The organism is Bacillus sp. lyk4-R2A-2 (assembly GCF_030209735.1).
Classification (GTDB): Bacteria; Bacillota; Bacilli; order Bacillales; family Bacillaceae; genus Bacillus; species Bacillus pumilus.
Genome location: NZ_JARVRK010000006.1, coordinates 276,334 through 292,387, shown reverse-complemented (window position 1 = coordinate 292,387; position 16,054 = coordinate 276,334). Strand labels below are relative to the sequence as shown.

The 16,054-nt window shown below is 43.0% G+C and carries 15 protein-coding genes; 14 read left to right on the top strand and 1 reads right to left on the bottom strand.

The annotated features are described in order from the left end of the window. Positions 1–109: 109 nt before the first annotated feature. Complete coding sequence (locus tag QRN39_RS12425; RefSeq protein ID WP_003213412.1) at positions 110–847, top strand: FadR/GntR family transcriptional regulator; 738 nt, start codon at positions 110–112, stop codon at positions 845–847. Positions 848–874: 27 nt separating this feature from the next. Here QRN39_RS12425 and QRN39_RS12420 read toward each other — a convergent pair whose 3' ends face one another. Next, positions 875–2,317: a sigma-54 interaction domain-containing protein gene (locus QRN39_RS12420; protein ID WP_284907347.1), complete on the bottom strand. Its 1,443-nt coding sequence runs from the start codon at positions 2,315–2,317 to the stop codon at positions 875–877. A gap of 205 nt (positions 2,318–2,522) precedes the next feature. On the opposite strand from QRN39_RS12420, the gene QRN39_RS12415 reads away from it, so the two are divergent. The 13 genes from QRN39_RS12415 (at position 2,523) to QRN39_RS12355 (ending at position 16,039) form a co-directional block, all read left to right on the top strand. Further along, positions 2,523–3,722: an ornithine--oxo-acid transaminase gene (locus QRN39_RS12415; RefSeq protein ID WP_373466125.1), complete on the top strand. Its 1,200-nt coding sequence runs from the start codon at positions 2,523–2,525 to the stop codon at positions 3,720–3,722. Positions 3,723–3,828: 106 nt separating this feature from the next. Beyond that, positions 3,829–5,244, top strand: coding sequence for an amino acid permease (locus QRN39_RS12410; protein ID WP_212045553.1), 1,416 nt, complete (start codon positions 3,829–3,831; stop codon positions 5,242–5,244). A gap of 314 nt (positions 5,245–5,558) precedes the next feature. Beyond that, the gene (locus QRN39_RS12405; protein WP_284907346.1) at positions 5,559–6,596 is read left to right on the top strand and encodes a sugar-binding transcriptional regulator; all 1,038 of its coding nucleotides are present in this window, start codon (positions 5,559–5,561) and stop codon (positions 6,594–6,596) included. Positions 6,597–6,627: 31 nt separating this feature from the next. Next, positions 6,628–7,635 (top strand): type I glyceraldehyde-3-phosphate dehydrogenase, encoded by a 1,008-nt coding sequence (gene gap / locus QRN39_RS12400; RefSeq protein ID WP_003212811.1) that lies wholly within the window; start codon positions 6,628–6,630, stop codon positions 7,633–7,635. A gap of 213 nt (positions 7,636–7,848) precedes the next feature. Beyond that, entirely contained in the window at positions 7,849–9,033 is a 1,185-nt protein-coding gene (locus QRN39_RS12395) for a phosphoglycerate kinase (RefSeq protein WP_003213359.1), read from the top strand. Positions 9,034–9,063: 30 nt separating this feature from the next. Beyond that, a complete protein-coding gene (gene tpiA, locus QRN39_RS12390) occupies positions 9,064–9,825 on the top strand; it encodes a triose-phosphate isomerase (RefSeq protein WP_106029339.1) in 762 nt (253 codons plus the stop codon). Continuing rightward, the gene (gpmI, locus tag QRN39_RS12385; protein ID WP_284907344.1) at positions 9,818–11,353 is read left to right on the top strand and encodes a 2,3-bisphosphoglycerate-independent phosphoglycerate mutase; all 1,536 of its coding nucleotides are present in this window, start codon (positions 9,818–9,820) and stop codon (positions 11,351–11,353) included. Before tpiA ends, gpmI begins: the two co-directional genes overlap by 8 nt. 29 nt (positions 11,354–11,382) lie before the next feature. Next, entirely contained in the window at positions 11,383–12,675 is a 1,293-nt protein-coding gene (gene eno / locus QRN39_RS12380; protein ID WP_003212752.1) for a phosphopyruvate hydratase, read from the top strand. A 256-nt stretch (positions 12,676–12,931) separates the two neighbouring features. Next, a complete protein-coding gene (locus QRN39_RS12375) occupies positions 12,932–13,201 on the top strand; it encodes a hypothetical protein (RefSeq protein ID WP_034620133.1) in 270 nt (89 codons plus the stop codon). A 58-nt stretch (positions 13,202–13,259) separates the two neighbouring features. Then, positions 13,260–14,027 carry an ATP-binding cassette domain-containing protein gene (locus QRN39_RS12370; protein ID WP_034620132.1) on the top strand — a complete coding sequence of 256 codons (768 nt, stop codon included), beginning with the start codon at positions 13,260–13,262 and terminating at the stop codon, positions 14,025–14,027. Next, the gene (locus tag QRN39_RS12365; protein ID WP_284907343.1) at positions 13,999–15,396 is read left to right on the top strand and encodes a hypothetical protein; all 1,398 of its coding nucleotides are present in this window, start codon (positions 13,999–14,001) and stop codon (positions 15,394–15,396) included. Before QRN39_RS12370 ends, QRN39_RS12365 begins: the two co-directional genes overlap by 29 nt. Further along, positions 15,393–15,761 carry a zinc metalloprotease gene (locus QRN39_RS12360; RefSeq protein ID WP_003213453.1) on the top strand — a complete coding sequence of 123 codons (369 nt, stop codon included), beginning with the start codon at positions 15,393–15,395 and terminating at the stop codon, positions 15,759–15,761. Before QRN39_RS12365 ends, QRN39_RS12360 begins: the two co-directional genes overlap by 4 nt. Then, entirely contained in the window at positions 15,758–16,039 is a 282-nt protein-coding gene (locus tag QRN39_RS12355; RefSeq protein ID WP_003213050.1) for a hypothetical protein, read from the top strand. Before QRN39_RS12360 ends, QRN39_RS12355 begins: the two co-directional genes overlap by 4 nt. Positions 16,040–16,054 lie beyond the last annotated feature (15 nt).

Genomic DNA, 16,054 nt, shown 5'->3' with positions numbered 1-16,054 from the left:
GATTTTTTGAAAATTAAATCGGGGAGACGTGTGAACGGAAATTTTGGGGTAAAGTATAAGATAGGGCATGAGCCGAAAAGGGTAGACAACAGTGATGAGGTGAGACCAATTGAAATATAAACAAATCAAAACCAAAAAAATATATGAAGAAATTGCGGATGCATTAATCGAATCGATTCGCACTGGTGAGCTTCTTCCGGGAGAAAAATTAGATTCGGTTCAATCGCTCTCAGAAAGCTTTCAAGTCAGCCGTTCCGCTGTGAGAGAGGCGCTGTCTGCTCTCAAAGCGATCGGATTAATAGAGATGAAACAAGGGGAAGGCACATATGTGAAGCAGTTCGATCCTGAACAGCTCGCATTTTCTTTATCTCCTGCATTTTTAATGAAGCAGCATGATGTCAGGCAGCTCCTTGAAGTGAGAACCATTATTGAAACAGGTGCTGTCAAAAAGGCGGCGCTGCTTCGGACGGACGATGACCTACATCAGCTGCGTGATGCACTCGAACAAATGAAGCTGGCAGAAGCCCATGAAGAAATTGGTGAAGAGGCAGATCTTACCTTCCATCTCGCCTTAGCCAAAGCCTCGAAGAATGATGTATTAAAGGTGTTAATGAATCAAGTCTCATCCTTGTTAGTAGAAACGATGCGGGAAACGAGAAAAGTCGTGTTATTCTCAACGAAAGCCTCCATTCGGAAGCTTTACGAAGAACATGAACAAATTTACAAAGCCATCGTTGCAAGGCAGCCAGAAGAAGCAGAGAAAGCGATGCTTACGCATTTGAAAAATGTAGAAAATCTGCTCGGTGATGTGCTGCAAAAACCAGCAGAACAGTCAGATACACAATAAGCTGTGCCGGATGATGGCACAGCTCTATTATTGAAGAGAAATATGTAGCTTTTTCATTCGATATTGCAGACTTTGCCTGCTCATGCCCAATAACTTTGCAGTCTGTGAAATATTATCGTCCATTTTTTCTAAGTAATGGACGATGTATTGCTTTTCGAACCGCTCCATTTGGGTTTGGAAATCAGTCGTCTGTTCAGGGCTTGTATACACAAAGGTGTCAGCAGCTGCGGTTTGCTGCAAAGAATTTGTTTGCAATTGCGCCTTAGGACGGGCTTCCCCGTGCTTAAATCTAAAATGATAGGGAAGGTGATGCATGCTTAAGTCGTCTTCACCCATCATCATATTCATCCCCGCCTCAATCACATGCTCAAGTTCTCTTACATTGCCTGGCCAATGATACGCCTTAAAAAGGGCAAGTACCTCTTCATCAGCCGTCTTCACCTTCATTTGAAACAGCTCATTATATTTTTGAATAAAATGATTCACAAACGTAGGAATGTCCTCTTTTCGTTCAGAAAGCGGCGGAATAAATAAGGTGACAATACCGAGACGATAAAATAAATCCTTGCGCATGCGTCCACCTGCGATTGCATCCACAGGGTCCTCATTCATATTGGCAATCACTCTTACATCAACAGCAATTTCCTTTGTGCTTCCTAGCCTTCTCACACGTTTCTCCTGTAAGACGCGCAATAGTTTTGCTTGAAGATGAGGATTTAGTGAGTTGATCTCATCTAAAAGCAAGGTTCCTCCTTGCGCCTGCTCAAATAAGCCAGGCTGATCAGCTGCTCCCGTAAAAGCCCCTTTTTGTGTACCAAAGAGCAGGCTTTCAATCAAATTATCAGGCAGTGCCGCACAATTTTGAGTAATAAAAGGTCCAGATGACCGGCTGCTGCCGTTATGAATGCTTTGAGCAAACAGCTCTTTCCCAGTCCCAGTTTCGCCAACAATGAGCACATAGGAAGAGGTGCGTGTCGCTCGTTTCGCATGCTCAATCACCTCTAAAAAGGCAGGGCTTTGTCCAATAATAGAATCGAAGGTAAAGCGGGTGCTTCCTTTTTTCTTCATATTGTGATGAATCAGCCGTTCCAGCTTGGTCACATCATTCGAAATTTCAACTGCCCCTTGAATGAGACCATCTCGAACGAGTGGGTATGTATGGTTAATCGTTGTGATTTCTTTTCCGTTGTAATTATGATACGTCTGCTTGGCATGTACGGTTTGTTTCCCGGTACGCAGCGCTTGGACAAGTGTACTGTGCATCTCATCTTGAAAGGCGAAGAAATCGAGTACATTTTTATGGAGAACATCTGAGCGTTTTAAAGACTCGATCTCCATCATTTTTTTATTATAAACAACCGTATGTCCATTCTCATCAATAGCATGAACACCGACATCAATTAAATCGAGCATTTGTTTATATAAATCAATCTCATTTTCAAGCTTTGCGGCATGCAGATCTTTTTTCAATTGCGCCACCTCCTGACGTTACCTCTATTTTACATGAAAAATTTTGCGGTTTCCTCTAAAAAATTTGGCGTATGCAAAGAAACTTTGCGTAATTAATGAAGTAGACCCCATGATCAAGCGGTCAGAAAGTTGGCACGATCCTTGCATAACATATGGATGAAGATGAACCCAATTGAAAGAAGCTACCTTACAGAAGGAGGAATAGATGATGACGACACAGACAAATGAATTGATTCAACAAACAGAGCAATATGGAGCGGCAAACTATCATCCGCTGCCAATTGTCATTTCAGAGGCTGAGGGAGTGTGGGTGACAGACCCTGAAGGCAATCGATATATGGATATGCTGAGTGCGTATTCCGCAGTGAACCAAGGACATCGCCATCCCCGCATTATTGAAGCGCTCAAAAAACAGGCAGACCGCGTGACGCTCACCTCGAGAGCCTTTCATAATGATCAGCTTGGTCCTTGGTATGAAAAAATTTGCAAACTGACGAATAAAGACATGGCACTGCCAATGAATACAGGTGCTGAGGCTGTAGAAACCGCTGTAAAAGCAGCGAGACGCTGGGGCTATGATGTGAAAGGAATCGAAGAGAATCGTGCAGAAATCATTGCGTGTGTTGGCAATTTCCATGGGAGGACGATGACGGCTGTATCTCTTTCCTCAGAAGCAGAATACCAAAGAGGTTTCGGCCCAATGCTTCCTGGAATTAAGCTAATTCCTTACGGAGATATTGAAGCGTTACGTGAAGCGATCACACCACAGACAGCGGCTTTCCTCATTGAGCCGATTCAAGGAGAAGCTGGGATTGTCATGCCGCCAGAAGGCTTCTTGAAAGAAGCCAAAACGCTTTGTGAGCAAGAAAATGTGCTGTTCATTGCGGATGAGATTCAAGTGGGGTTAGCACGAACAGGTAAGATGTTTGCGTGTGATTGGGAAGACATTGAGCCAGATATGCTGATTCTTGGGAAAGCTTTAGGCGGCGGAGTATTCCCAATCTCGTGTGTTGTAGCAAACCGCGATATTTTAGGCGTGTTTAACCCTGGTTCTCATGGGTCTACCTTTGGAGGAAATCCTCTTGCGTGTGCAGTGTCGCTTGCTGCACTGGATGTTTTAATCGACGAAAAGCTTGCAGCACGCTCTATGGAGCTTGGTGAATACTTCAAAGACAAATTGGCACACATTCAAAGTCCTGTGATTAAAGAAGTGCGCGGCCGCGGACTATTTATAGGAATGGAGCTGACAGAGGCAGCTAGACCTTATTGTGAAAAGCTGAAGCAAGCAGGTTTGTTATGTAAGGAAACTCATGAAACAGTCATCCGTTTTGCACCACCACTGACCATTTCAAAAGCAGATTTAGACTGGGCGATTGGTCATATTGAAGCACTGTTTCAAGCTTAAATGGCAAAGGGGGAGGAAGCTTCACTTTCTCCCTTTCTTTTTCAACGAACAGCGAATTTTGTCAAAGGATGCTGAATAGAAGAGGGAAAGTGGGGAAGTGGATTTGATGCAAGAACAGCATAATGAACTAGAGCGTTCCATGAAAAGCAGACATCTCTTTATGATTGCCTTAGGCGGCGTCATCGGTACAGGGCTTTTCCTTGGGTCAGGGTTGATTATCCATCAGGCAGGACCGGGGGGAGCCATTCTATCGTTTATCATTGGCGGATTTTTAATGTATTTGGTCATGCTCTGTCTTGGAGAATTAGCAGTGGCGATGCCAACAGCCGGTTCCTTTCAGGAATATGCAACCAAATATATAGGCCCGTCCACAGGCTTTATGATCGGCTGGCTGTATTGGTTTAGCTGGGCGTGTACGATTGGTCTGGAGTTTACATCAGCAGGCATATTGCTCCAAAGGTGGTTTCCAGATATTCCGGTTTGGCTCTGGTGTCTAGCATTTAGCGTGATATTATTTGCCGTGAATGCCATCTCTGCTCGCAGCTTCGCTGAAACGGAGTTTTGGTTTTCAGCCATCAAGGTTGCGGCCATCCTATTGTTTATTATCATCGGAATTGGCGCAATTTTCGGAATGATTCATTTAAAAGGCGGAGAACCAGCCCCTTTATTTCGTCATTTGACGGATCATGGCGGACTATTTCCTAATGGTGTTTTTGCTATTTTATTAACCATGGTCACGGTCAATTTCTCCTTCCAAGGAACAGAACTTGTAGGGATCGCAGCAGGTGAGAGTGAAAGCCCTGAAAAAACATTGCCTCGATCAATACGGAATATTATTTGGAGAACGATGGTCTTTTTCGTTTTATCAATTGCGGTTCTAGCCGCACTTCTTCCATGGCAGACAGCAGGCGCTGTCGACAGTCCGTTTGTGGTCGTGCTGGACAAGGTCGGCATCCCATATGCTGCAGATATCATGAATTTTATTATCATCACAGCTGTCTTGTCTGTAGCAAACTCTGGATTATATGCATCATCACGTATGCTCTGGTCGCTTTCAAAGGACGGGAAAGGACCTGCCTTTACGAAAAAGCTGTCCAAGCGTAAAATCCCGATCAATGCATTATTGATGACAATGGGTGTATCCGCTCTATCTCTGCTCACAAGTATTGTGGCACCAAAAACGGTGTATGTGTGGCTTATTTCGATTTCTGGAATGGTTCTTGTTGTGGTGTGGATGTCCATTTGTTTGTCTCAATATTTCTTTAGAAAACAATTCATAAAAGACGGGGGAGATGTAAAGGATCTCGTCTTCCGTACACCGCTCTATCCATTTGTCCCACTAGCAGGCTTCATCGCATTTGGCATCGTGCTCATTAGCTTATTTTTTATCGAGGATCAGCGGATCGGTCTTTATTGCGGAATCCCGTTCATGGCTGCCTGCTACATCATTTATTATCTCAAAATCAAACCGAAGGAAGAGGCAAAGCGTTTCGCCGAAGAGGAAGGAATCCCAAAAACATAAAAGACGACTATATCAAAAAAGTGTGTATGCAGACCTCTTACGCATGCACACTTTCATTGATGAATTCATTCAATATAGAAGAAAATAAAATATTTCGAAAAGAAAAATCATAGCAAGAACCTAGATGACAAGCAGGCTATGGGTGAAAATGTGTCTATTTTTTGTCTAAATGTGTTTGTAATAGTTGAAAATGCAAGATGATCCTGTTAAAATAATTAAAGAAAGCAGGGATTGATTTTTTTTGGCTGTGGCGGGACGTTTTTTGTCACAGTGGGACGTTTTTAGTCCAACGTGAAAAGAAAGGGTCGTTAGCCATGAATCGTTTATTGGAAGCTCAAAAAAAATTATTGCCAGATCTTCTCATCGTTATGCAAAAACGCTACGACATTTTGCAGTACATCAGATTAGCTGAACCAATCGGCCGCAGAAGTCTTGCGACGAGTCTTGGTCTCAGTGAGCGCATCTTAAGAGCTGAAGTTCAGTTTTTAAAAGAACAAAATCTGCTGGATGTCAAAACGAGCGGCATGATGCTGACGAGTGAAGGCCACGCTTTGCTTGAAATGCTTGAAGGAATGATGAAAGACGTTTTAGGTTTAACCTTTTTGGAAAATACATTGAAGAGGAAGTTAGGCCTAGAAGAAGTCGTGATCGTTTCTGGTGACAGTGACGAATTCCCGTGGGTGAAGCAAGAGATGGGAAGAGCTGCTGTCCAATGTATGAAAAAAAGGTTTACTGGAAATAATATCGTCGCCGTCACTGGCGGAACGACGATGGAAGCCGTTGCCGAAATGATGACCCCTGATGCCAAAAACAGAGACATGATGTTTGTCCCTGCGAGAGGCGGTCTTGGGGAGAATGTAAAAAATCAGGCAAACACCATTTGTGCCCACATGGCTGAAAAAGCTTCCGGTACTTACAAACTGCTGTTTGTTCCAGGACAGCTGTCAGAAGGTGCTTACTCTTCCATTATTGAAGAGCCGTCAGTCAAAGAAGTGCTTCAAACGATCAAATCTTCCACGATGCTCATTCATGGAATCGGTGAAGCAAAAACAATGGCGATGAGACGAAACACACCAGCTGAAGATTTAAAAAAGATTGATGAGCATGACGCAGTGACAGAGGCCTTTGGCTATTACTTTAATCGTGATGGTGAGGTCGTCCACAAAGTGCACTCCGTCGGCATGCAGCTAGATGATTTAGAAAGCATTCCACACATCATTGCTGTTGCAGGTGGATCATCAAAGGCAGGGGCCATTGAAGCTTATTTCAAAAAACCCCGCCGAACGGTTCTCGTCACAGACGAAGGAGCCGCAAAAGAGTTATTAAGGGAGTCAATTGATCCCTCAATATAAAACATTGTGACCTATAAAAGGAGGAAACATCATGGCAGTAAAAGTCGGTATTAACGGATTTGGACGTATTGGACGTAACGTATTTCGTGCAGCATTAAACAATCCTGAAGTTGAGGTAGTAGCGGTTAACGATCTAACAGACGCTAACATGCTTGCACACCTTTTACAATATGACTCTGTTCACGGAAAACTAGATGCAGAGGTTTCTGTAGACGGTACGAACTTAGTAGTGAACGGTAAAACAATCGAAGTATCAGCTGAGCGTGACCCTGCGAAATTAAGCTGGGGTAAACAAGGCGTAGAAATCGTTGTTGAATCTACTGGATTCTTCACAAAACGTGCAGACGCTGCAAAACACTTAGAAGCTGGTGCTAAAAAAGTCATCATCTCTGCTCCTGCTAACGAAGAAGATATCACAATCGTTATGGGTGTAAACGAAGACAAATACGATGCAGCTAGCCACGATGTCATCTCTAATGCATCTTGTACAACAAACTGCTTAGCTCCATTTGCAAAAGTACTTAACGATAAATTTGGTATCAAACGCGGAATGATGACAACTGTTCACTCATACACAAATGACCAACAAATTCTTGATCTTCCGCACAAAGACTACCGTCGTGCTCGTGCAGCTGCGGAAAATATCATCCCAACTTCTACAGGTGCTGCGAAAGCTGTTTCACTTGTATTGCCTGAACTTAAAGGTAAATTAAACGGTGGCGCTATGCGTGTTCCAACACCTAACGTTTCTTTAGTTGACCTTGTGGCTGAATTAAACCAAGATGTAACTGTTGAAGATGTAAATGCAGCACTTAAAGAAGCAGCTGAAGGAGAACTTAATGGAATCCTTGGCTACAGCGAAGAGCCATTAGTATCTGGTGACTACAATGGTAATGCAAACTCTTCAACAATTGATGCTCTTTCTACAATGGTAATGGAAGGCAGCATGGTGAAAGTCATTTCTTGGTACGATAACGAGAGTGGATATTCTCACCGCGTTGTTGACCTTGCAGCTTACATTGCAAAACAAGGTCTTTAATTTGTCACACTGAAGGAACTCACTTGGTTCTTTCCTATAGACACGATATAATGAAGACGGACAAGGGAAGGGGAAGCATCCCTTTCCCTTTTTCTCTGTTTTTATCCGTTCTGCACGATTTCTCGTTTTGATGAGGGCAAAATGGGAAAAGGATAAAGAGAGACTTGTCCAATGCGTAAGGAAACCAGAATAAAGGAGGATCTCCTGACGAGCATGAATAAGAAATCAGTAAAAGACATTGACGTAAAAGGTAAAGTTGTGTTCTGCCGCGTAGATTTTAACGTTCCAATGAAAGACGGAAAAGTGACGGATGATACTCGTATTCGCGCAGCATTACCAACGATTGAGTATTTAACAGGACAAGGCGCAAAGGTACTACTAGCTAGTCATTTGGGTCGTCCGAAGGGTCAAGTTACTGAAGAACTGCGTCTGACACCTGTAGCGAAACGTCTTCAAGAGCTTCTTGGACAAGAAGTGAAAAAAGCGGATGAAGCTTACGGCGACAACGTGAAAAAGCAAATCTCTGACTTAAAAGAAGGAGATGTGCTAGTGCTTGAAAACGTTCGTTTCTATCCTGGTGAAGAAAAGAACGATCCTGAACTATCAAAAGCATTTGCTGATTTAGCCGATGTGTATGTCAATGATGCATTCGGTGCTGCACACCGTGCACATGCATCCACTGCTGGTATTGCAGCATATCTTCCGGCTGTTTCTGGCTTCCTCATGCAAAAAGAGCTTGAGGTTCTAGGAAAAGCCATTTCAAACCCTGATCGCCCATTTACAGCGATTATCGGTGGCGCAAAAGTAAAGGATAAAATCGGTGTGATTGAAAGTCTTCTTGATAAAGTGGACAACCTCATCATCGGCGGCGGACTTGCTTACACATTTGTGAAAGCACTAGGCCACGAAGTAGGAAAATCTTTATTAGAAGAAGACAAAGTCGATTTAGCGAAATCCTTTATGGACCGTGCAAAAGAAAAAGGCGTGAACTTCCTGATTCCAACAGATGTTCTGGTAGCCGACGACTTTTCAAATGATGCGAATACAAGCATTGTGCCAATCTCTGAAATTCCAAGTGATCTAGAAGCACTTGATATTGGAACAGAGACAATAGGCAAGTACGCTGATGTTATTAAAAACAGCAAGCTTGTTGTTTGGAACGGACCAATGGGTGTATTTGAAATCGACGCATTCGCTAAAGGAACAAAAGCAATCGCAGAAGCACTGGCAGAAGCAAAAGATACATATTCTGTCATTGGCGGTGGAGATTCAGCAGCAGCTGTTGAGAAATTTGGTCTGGCTGATCAGATGAGCCATATTTCTACAGGCGGCGGCGCTTCACTTGAATTTATGGAAGGCAAAGAGCTTCCAGGTGTTACTGCATTAAACGATAAATAAGACCAAAACTGCTATAAGGAAGTGTCAATCATGAGAAAACCAATTATAGCTGGGAACTGGAAAATGAACAAAACACTTGGCGAAGCGGTTAGCTTCGTTGAAGAAGTCAAGTCATCCATTCCATCTCCTGACAAAGTGGAAGCAATTGTCTGTGCGCCAGCTCTTTTCCTTGAAAAGCTAAACAGCCTTTCTAACGGAACAGACCTTAAAATTGGTGCACAAAACATGCACTTTGAAGAAAATGGTGCATTCACTGGTGAAATCAGTCCTGCTGCGCTAAAAGATCTTGGCATTGGCTACTCAGTGATCGGTCATTCAGAGCGCCGTGAATTCTTCGCTGAAACAGATGAAACAGTGAACAAAAAAGCACATGCTGCATTCAAGCATGGCATCGTTCCAATTATCTGTGTAGGTGAAACGCTTGAAGAGCGTGAAGCTGGCAAAACAAATGAACTTGTCGCTGATCAAGTGAAGAAAGCACTAGCTGGTTTAACAACTCAGCAAGTTTCTGAATCTGTTATTGCATATGAGCCAATCTGGGCGATCGGTACAGGGAAATCTTCTACAGCGAAAGATGCAAACGACGTTTGTGCGCATATCCGTCAAACGGTTGCAAGCGAATATGGTCAAGAAGCGGCAGACAGCCTTCGCATTCAATATGGCGGAAGCGTGAAACCTGCGAATATTAAAGAATATATGGCAGAATCCGATATTGACGGTGCTTTGGTAGGCGGCGCAAGCTTAGAACCTCAGTCTTTCGTTCAATTATTGGAGGAAGGTCAATATGAGTAAGAAACCAGCTGCATTAATCATCTTAGATGGATTCGGTTTAAGAGGCGAAACAGTTGGTAACGCTGTTGCCCAAGCAAAGAAACCGAACTTCGACCGCTACTGGAACGAATTCCCGCATCAAACCTTAACGGCTTCAGGTGAGGCAGTAGGCCTCCCACAAGGTCAAATGGGGAACTCTGAAGTTGGGCATTTGAACATCGGTGCAGGACGCATTGTGTATCAAAGCTTAACAAGAGTGAATGTTGCCATTCGTGATGGGGAATTTGAGAAAAACGAAACGTTCCTAGAGGCAATGACTTATGCAAAAGAGAATGACAAGGCCCTTCATTTATTCGGTCTCCTGTCAGACGGCGGTGTGCACAGCCACATCCAGCATCTTTTTGCCTTGCTGAAACTAGCGAAAAAAGAAGGCTTAACAAAAGTATACATTCATGGCTTCTTGGACGGACGTGATGTTGGTCAAAAGACAGCCAAAGTGTACTTAAAACAGCTTGAAGAACAAATCAAAGAAATCGGTGTCGGAGAAGTGGCAACACTTTCTGGACGCTATTACTCAATGGACCGTGACAAACGCTGGGATCGTGTGGAGAAAGCATATCGCGCGATGGCGTATGGTGAAGGCCCAAGTTATCAAAACATCTATGATGTCGTTGATGACTCCTATGAAAATGGAATCTACGATGAATTCGTTATTCCATCTGTCATCACGAGAGAAAATGGTGAGCCAGTTGCAAAAGTAAACGCCGGCGATTCTGTGATTTTCTATAACTTCCGCCCAGACCGTGCAATCCAAATTTCGAACACCTTCACAAATGAAGATTTCCGCTCGTTTGATCGCGGAGAAGCACATCCGAAGCATTTACACTTCGTCTGCTTCACACACTTCAGTGAAACGGTTGATGGCTATGTTGCCTTCAAACCAGTGAATTTGGATAACACAGTAGGAGAAGTGCTAGCGCAAAATGGATTGAAACAGCTGCGGATTGCTGAAACAGAGAAATATCCTCACGTGACGTTCTTTATGAGCGGTGGACGTGAAGAAGAATTTCCTGGTGAAGACCGCATCTTGATCAATTCGCCAGATGTGGCAACCTATGACCTCAAGCCAGAAATGAGCGCTTATGAGGTAAAGGATGCACTTGTTGCAGACATCAATGCTGACAAGCATGATGCGATCATCCTGAACTTTGCTAACCCGGATATGGTTGGTCATTCAGGTATGCTTGAGCCAACAATCAAAGCCATTGAAGCAGTAGATGAATGCTTAGGAGCTGTTGTCGACGCAATCCTAGCAAAAGGCGGACATGCCATCATCACGGCAGACCACGGTAACGCAGACGTGCTGATTACTGAAGAAGGAAAGCCGCATACTGCACATACGACAAACCCTGTTCCAGTCATCGTAACGAAAAAAGGTGCAACGCTTAGAGAAGGCGGCATTCTAGCCGATCTATCTCCAACGCTTTTAGACTTACTTGGTCTTGAAAAACCAAAAGAGATGACAGGAACATCATTGATTCAGAAATAACAAATTGATTCAAAAGGAGAGAAATAACGATGCCATACATTGTTGACGTATATGCACGCGAAGTATTAGACTCCCGCGGTAACCCAACAGTTGAAGTAGAAGTTTACACAGAATCTGGCGGCTTTGGCCGTGCACTAGTACCAAGTGGTGCCTCTACTGGTGAATATGAAGCAGTAGAACTACGTGACGGAGACAAAGACCGTTACCTTGGAAAAGGTGTTCTGACAGCTGTAAACAACGTAAACGAAATCATTGCACCAGAGCTTTTAGGCTTTGATGTAACTGAACAAGTAGCAATTGACAAAATGTTAATCGAACTTGACGGAACAGAAAACAAAGGGAAATTAGGCGCAAACGCAATCCTTGGCGTATCTATCGCTGTAGCACGTGCTGCTGCTGATTTCTTACAAATTCCACTTTACCAATACCTTGGTGGATTCAACTCCAAAACGCTTCCAGTGCCAATGATGAACATCGTCAACGGCGGAGAGCATGCGGATAACAACGTAGACATTCAAGAATTCATGATTATGCCTGTAGGTGCACCTAACTTCCGTGAAGCACTTCGCATGGGCGCACAAATCTTCCATAGCCTGAAATCTGTATTAAGTGCAAAAGGCTTAAACACAGCTGTAGGTGACGAAGGTGGATTCGCTCCAAACCTTGGTTCTAACGAAGAAGCACTTCAAACAATCGTTGAAGCGATTGAAAAAGCTGGTTTCAAACCAGGTGAAGAAGTGAAACTTGCAATGGATGCTGCATCTTCTGAGTTCTACAACAAAGAAGACGGTAAATATCATTTATCAGGCGAAGGTGTTGTGAAAACATCTGCTGAAATGGTTGACTGGTATGAAGATATGGTATCGAAATACCCAATCATCTCGATCGAAGACGGCCTTGATGAAAACGACTGGGAAGGTCACAAACTATTAACTGAGCGTCTTGGCAGCAAGGTTCAGCTAGTAGGAGATGACTTGTTTGTGACAAACACGAAGAAGCTTTCTGAAGGAATCAAAAACGGCGTTGGTAACTCAATCCTAATCAAAGTAAACCAAATCGGTACATTAACTGAAACATTTGATGCAATCGAAATGGCAAAACGCGCTGGATACACAGCTGTTATCTCTCACCGCTCTGGTGAAACAGAAGACAGCACAATTGCAGACATCGCTGTTGCAACAAACGCTGGACAAATCAAAACAGGTGCTCCGTCTCGTACGGACCGTGTGGCGAAATACAACCAATTACTTCGCATCGAAGATCAATTGGCTGAAACAGCACAATATCATGGCATTGCAACATTCTATAACTTGAATAAATAATGCCAGCAACGCGCTGCGTTCCGCTCTTATAAAAGAGTGGGCGCAGCGTTTTTTTGTGTTGAATGAGATCCCGCAGCTGTTTCAATAGTCACATCCTATTTTTGTAAAAAGTCATCCTTCAGTCAGAGGGAAAGTGAGAAGATCCACCATTTATAAGCAATAGATCATGAAAAAACGACTAAAAATATGATCTGAAATGAACTTATGCTTTCTGTAAGGGGGTGGTATCATTTTACATATATTAGGGGGTGATGAGATGCTGAATCCTTTTAGCCTTCGTTTTCCAGTAGGTGTGTATATGTATATTCTCCACCTACTGGCGGCATATGATGAAAGGAAGCAACGAATTCTAACTTCTAAGAATGTACAGAAAAACGCATTTTGGATTTATGTCCTTGCCGCTATATTGGGCATTATTTCACTTGGAGCATTGATTTGGGCATGTAAGACCTTTGGACAGGGCTCCAAATTTTTAGGAGAGTTCAAATTATTAGGCATGTACGTTAAAATCCAATGCGGGTTCTAACAGGGATGAGAACAGATGCAAGGTCATCTGTTCCATCTGAAACAAACGGAGGGATATGATGCTGACATTACAATTACAAGAAAAAACGTATAGCCGCACCTTCTCTCTCCGCCATATACAAATGAACGTGGAGAAAGGCCAGATGATGCTTCTTTTAGGGCATAATGGTGCAGGAAAGACAACGATGATTCAAGCTATGTTTGGGCTGACGCCATTTACTGGCTACGTTTCCTTACATGGTGAACAGCTGAACCTTCAATCCTCAGCACATATTTCCCTGTTGAAAAAACATGTTTCCTATATTCCTGACGATCATGCGTTGTTCGATTATTTAACACCGAGGGAATACTTTCAATTACTTCAGCTGCCACATGAGCAAGATGTCACACGTGAAGAGACCTTCACCGATTTGTTTGAGCTGAGTCCGTATATGGATCAGCCAATCGCTCAGCTGTCCCATGGCAATCAAAAGAAAACACAGATCATTTCGCAGCTCCTCAGACCATGTGATTATTATGTGTTCGACGAGCCAACGAACGGACTTGATCCAGATATGATGATCATCTTAAAAAAGGTGCTCATGAAGCTGAGAGATCAAGGCGCTGGCATCCTGATTTCAACTCATCATTTGAGTTTTGGTGATACATTATATGATCATCTCATGATCTTAAGAAATGGTGACGTCAAGCTGAATATGTCCCGCCAAGAAACGAATGAGACATTTCCTCATCAGGCACTTGAAGAGATTTATAAAGAAGTAAATCGAGATTACTATATGCAGGTGGAGAGGTTACTCAATGATTTGGACACGACACGTTCTTCATAAAATAGAGTGGGGCATGCTGACAACGAAAGGAAAGCAGCTTGGAAAAAAGTATCCTTTGCAGCTGCTCGCAGCCGCCGTTTTTCTCTTGCTAATCTATGCGATATACGTTGTCATCAGCCTGCGCTTTTACATGCAGGCAGGTGAAAGTGAGCCAGCTGCGCTATATCTCCAATTTGTCAAAATGTCGCTCTTACTATTAGGAGCAGGGATTGTGTTATCCCGCAATAAACTGAAGCGCCAAGAATATCAATTCTACTTTTTGAACAGTGCCATACAAAGTGTACCCTTTGTCCTTTGTGCGTATTTCTTTCCAGTGCTTTTTTGCTTCCTCATGGCTGGACTGCTTTTTTTACCGATTGTATTAGGTCTTTTTATCACAGGTGTCACCCCATCTCTGTATTGGATCATCGTTGTCTGCATCACATGCGGCATATTGGCACTTTATACGCTCTCTTCATGGATGCTAATGAGGATCGGTGTAAGTTATTTCGTATCAAAAACAAAGGAGCATTTACTGCTACAAACAATCGGCTTTGCGGCACTTCAAGTACTCATATATCTTCTTTTTCAAAAAGCAGTGGAGATGATCCATGTATGGCCGGCTGTCTATCTGACGTTGCTGGTAATTCTTCTAAGCTCTGGCTGGCTATGGGGAAAGGGCTTAGCAGCTTGCTATGTTCATCAAATGTTTTTGCAGCTGAAAACAGAGGTAAAGTCATTTTCTTACCAGAAAATTAGGACGTACTCTTCCTTTCTGACGCATGTGCGGCAGGAAATGGTCTATTTCATCCGATCAACTGTTTTTAAAGAACAAGGCATTTTGTTCCTCTTTCTCGTTTGTTTGACGATTGGGCTGCCATTTGTTTTTACAACGGAAGAAACTGGCTGGCTGTATGCCTTTATTGTGCAGTTTGCGTTAAAGGAAATATTGATCATGCTTCCGCTGATGATTGGCAGAGAATATCATATCAATCAACGGGCCATCTTTATGTTAAATACATCAAAGGGTGCGTATATATTGCCAAGAATTTTATTTTATTACACAATCAATTTACTCATTTATTTTGTGTATATTGGCCTTGCTTATTTGGTGATCGGTATTGAAAGTGAAGGTCATGGCTTGGCGAGTTTGTCCATTTTATTCATGACCGTCATGGCAGCCTGTACGGGGTTTGTCGTGAAAATCAGTGATTTTAATAAACTGTTTGTCATCGTGATGATGATTGCTGTATTCAGCTTCATCGATATGCTTTTATTAGAGTGGCTGTCAGCTCATATGTTTCTTCTTGCCACCGCTTATCTGCTTGGGTCACTTGCCTTTTTCAGTTGTATATATGCTGTGATGTTAAAAAGGCCGATATTGCGATGATGGGGCTTGTCATTAGTTTACTAGCGGTTGTGCTCATTCATGAACTCGGTCATATGCTGATGATCATGGTGTGTAACAAAGTCGAAAAAAGGCCGCTCTTTGATTTTGTGGTAACGATTGATTGGAAGCATGTGGCGATTATTCATGAGACATTTGCCCGGCCGAGCTTTAATCTGATGGTGGCACTTGCAGGTCCGCTGTTTCCGGTACTCTGCTCAATTGTGCTTTTATTAACGTGGAAGCATTCGGTGAGTCATCAACTGCTGTTTTTTTCTTTACTGAACACTGTGATGCTGCATCCAGCTTGCCCAGACGGGAAAAATATCACAGTCAGTTTAAAAGAGATGAAGGAGAGAAAGAGATGATCAAAGTATTTCATTCGTTTTCTAGCGGCTTAACACTTGCGATGCTGTATATATTTGCTGTGTTTATGACCCCTGTCTTTTTACTACTGCTAGAGGTCAATCATATCGAATCAAGTCCAACGCTGTTTGGTATGCCATTTTATATTATGAAAATTGAAGAGTATCAATTCAGCTCTGAGGCGACGCTTTTTGGATGCGTTGTCTGCTTTTTAGCCGGCGCTGTGCTTTACTTTTTCATTCAATATGTGATTCATGCTATGAAGAAACGAAGAGCATAAAAAAAGCAGGCTGAA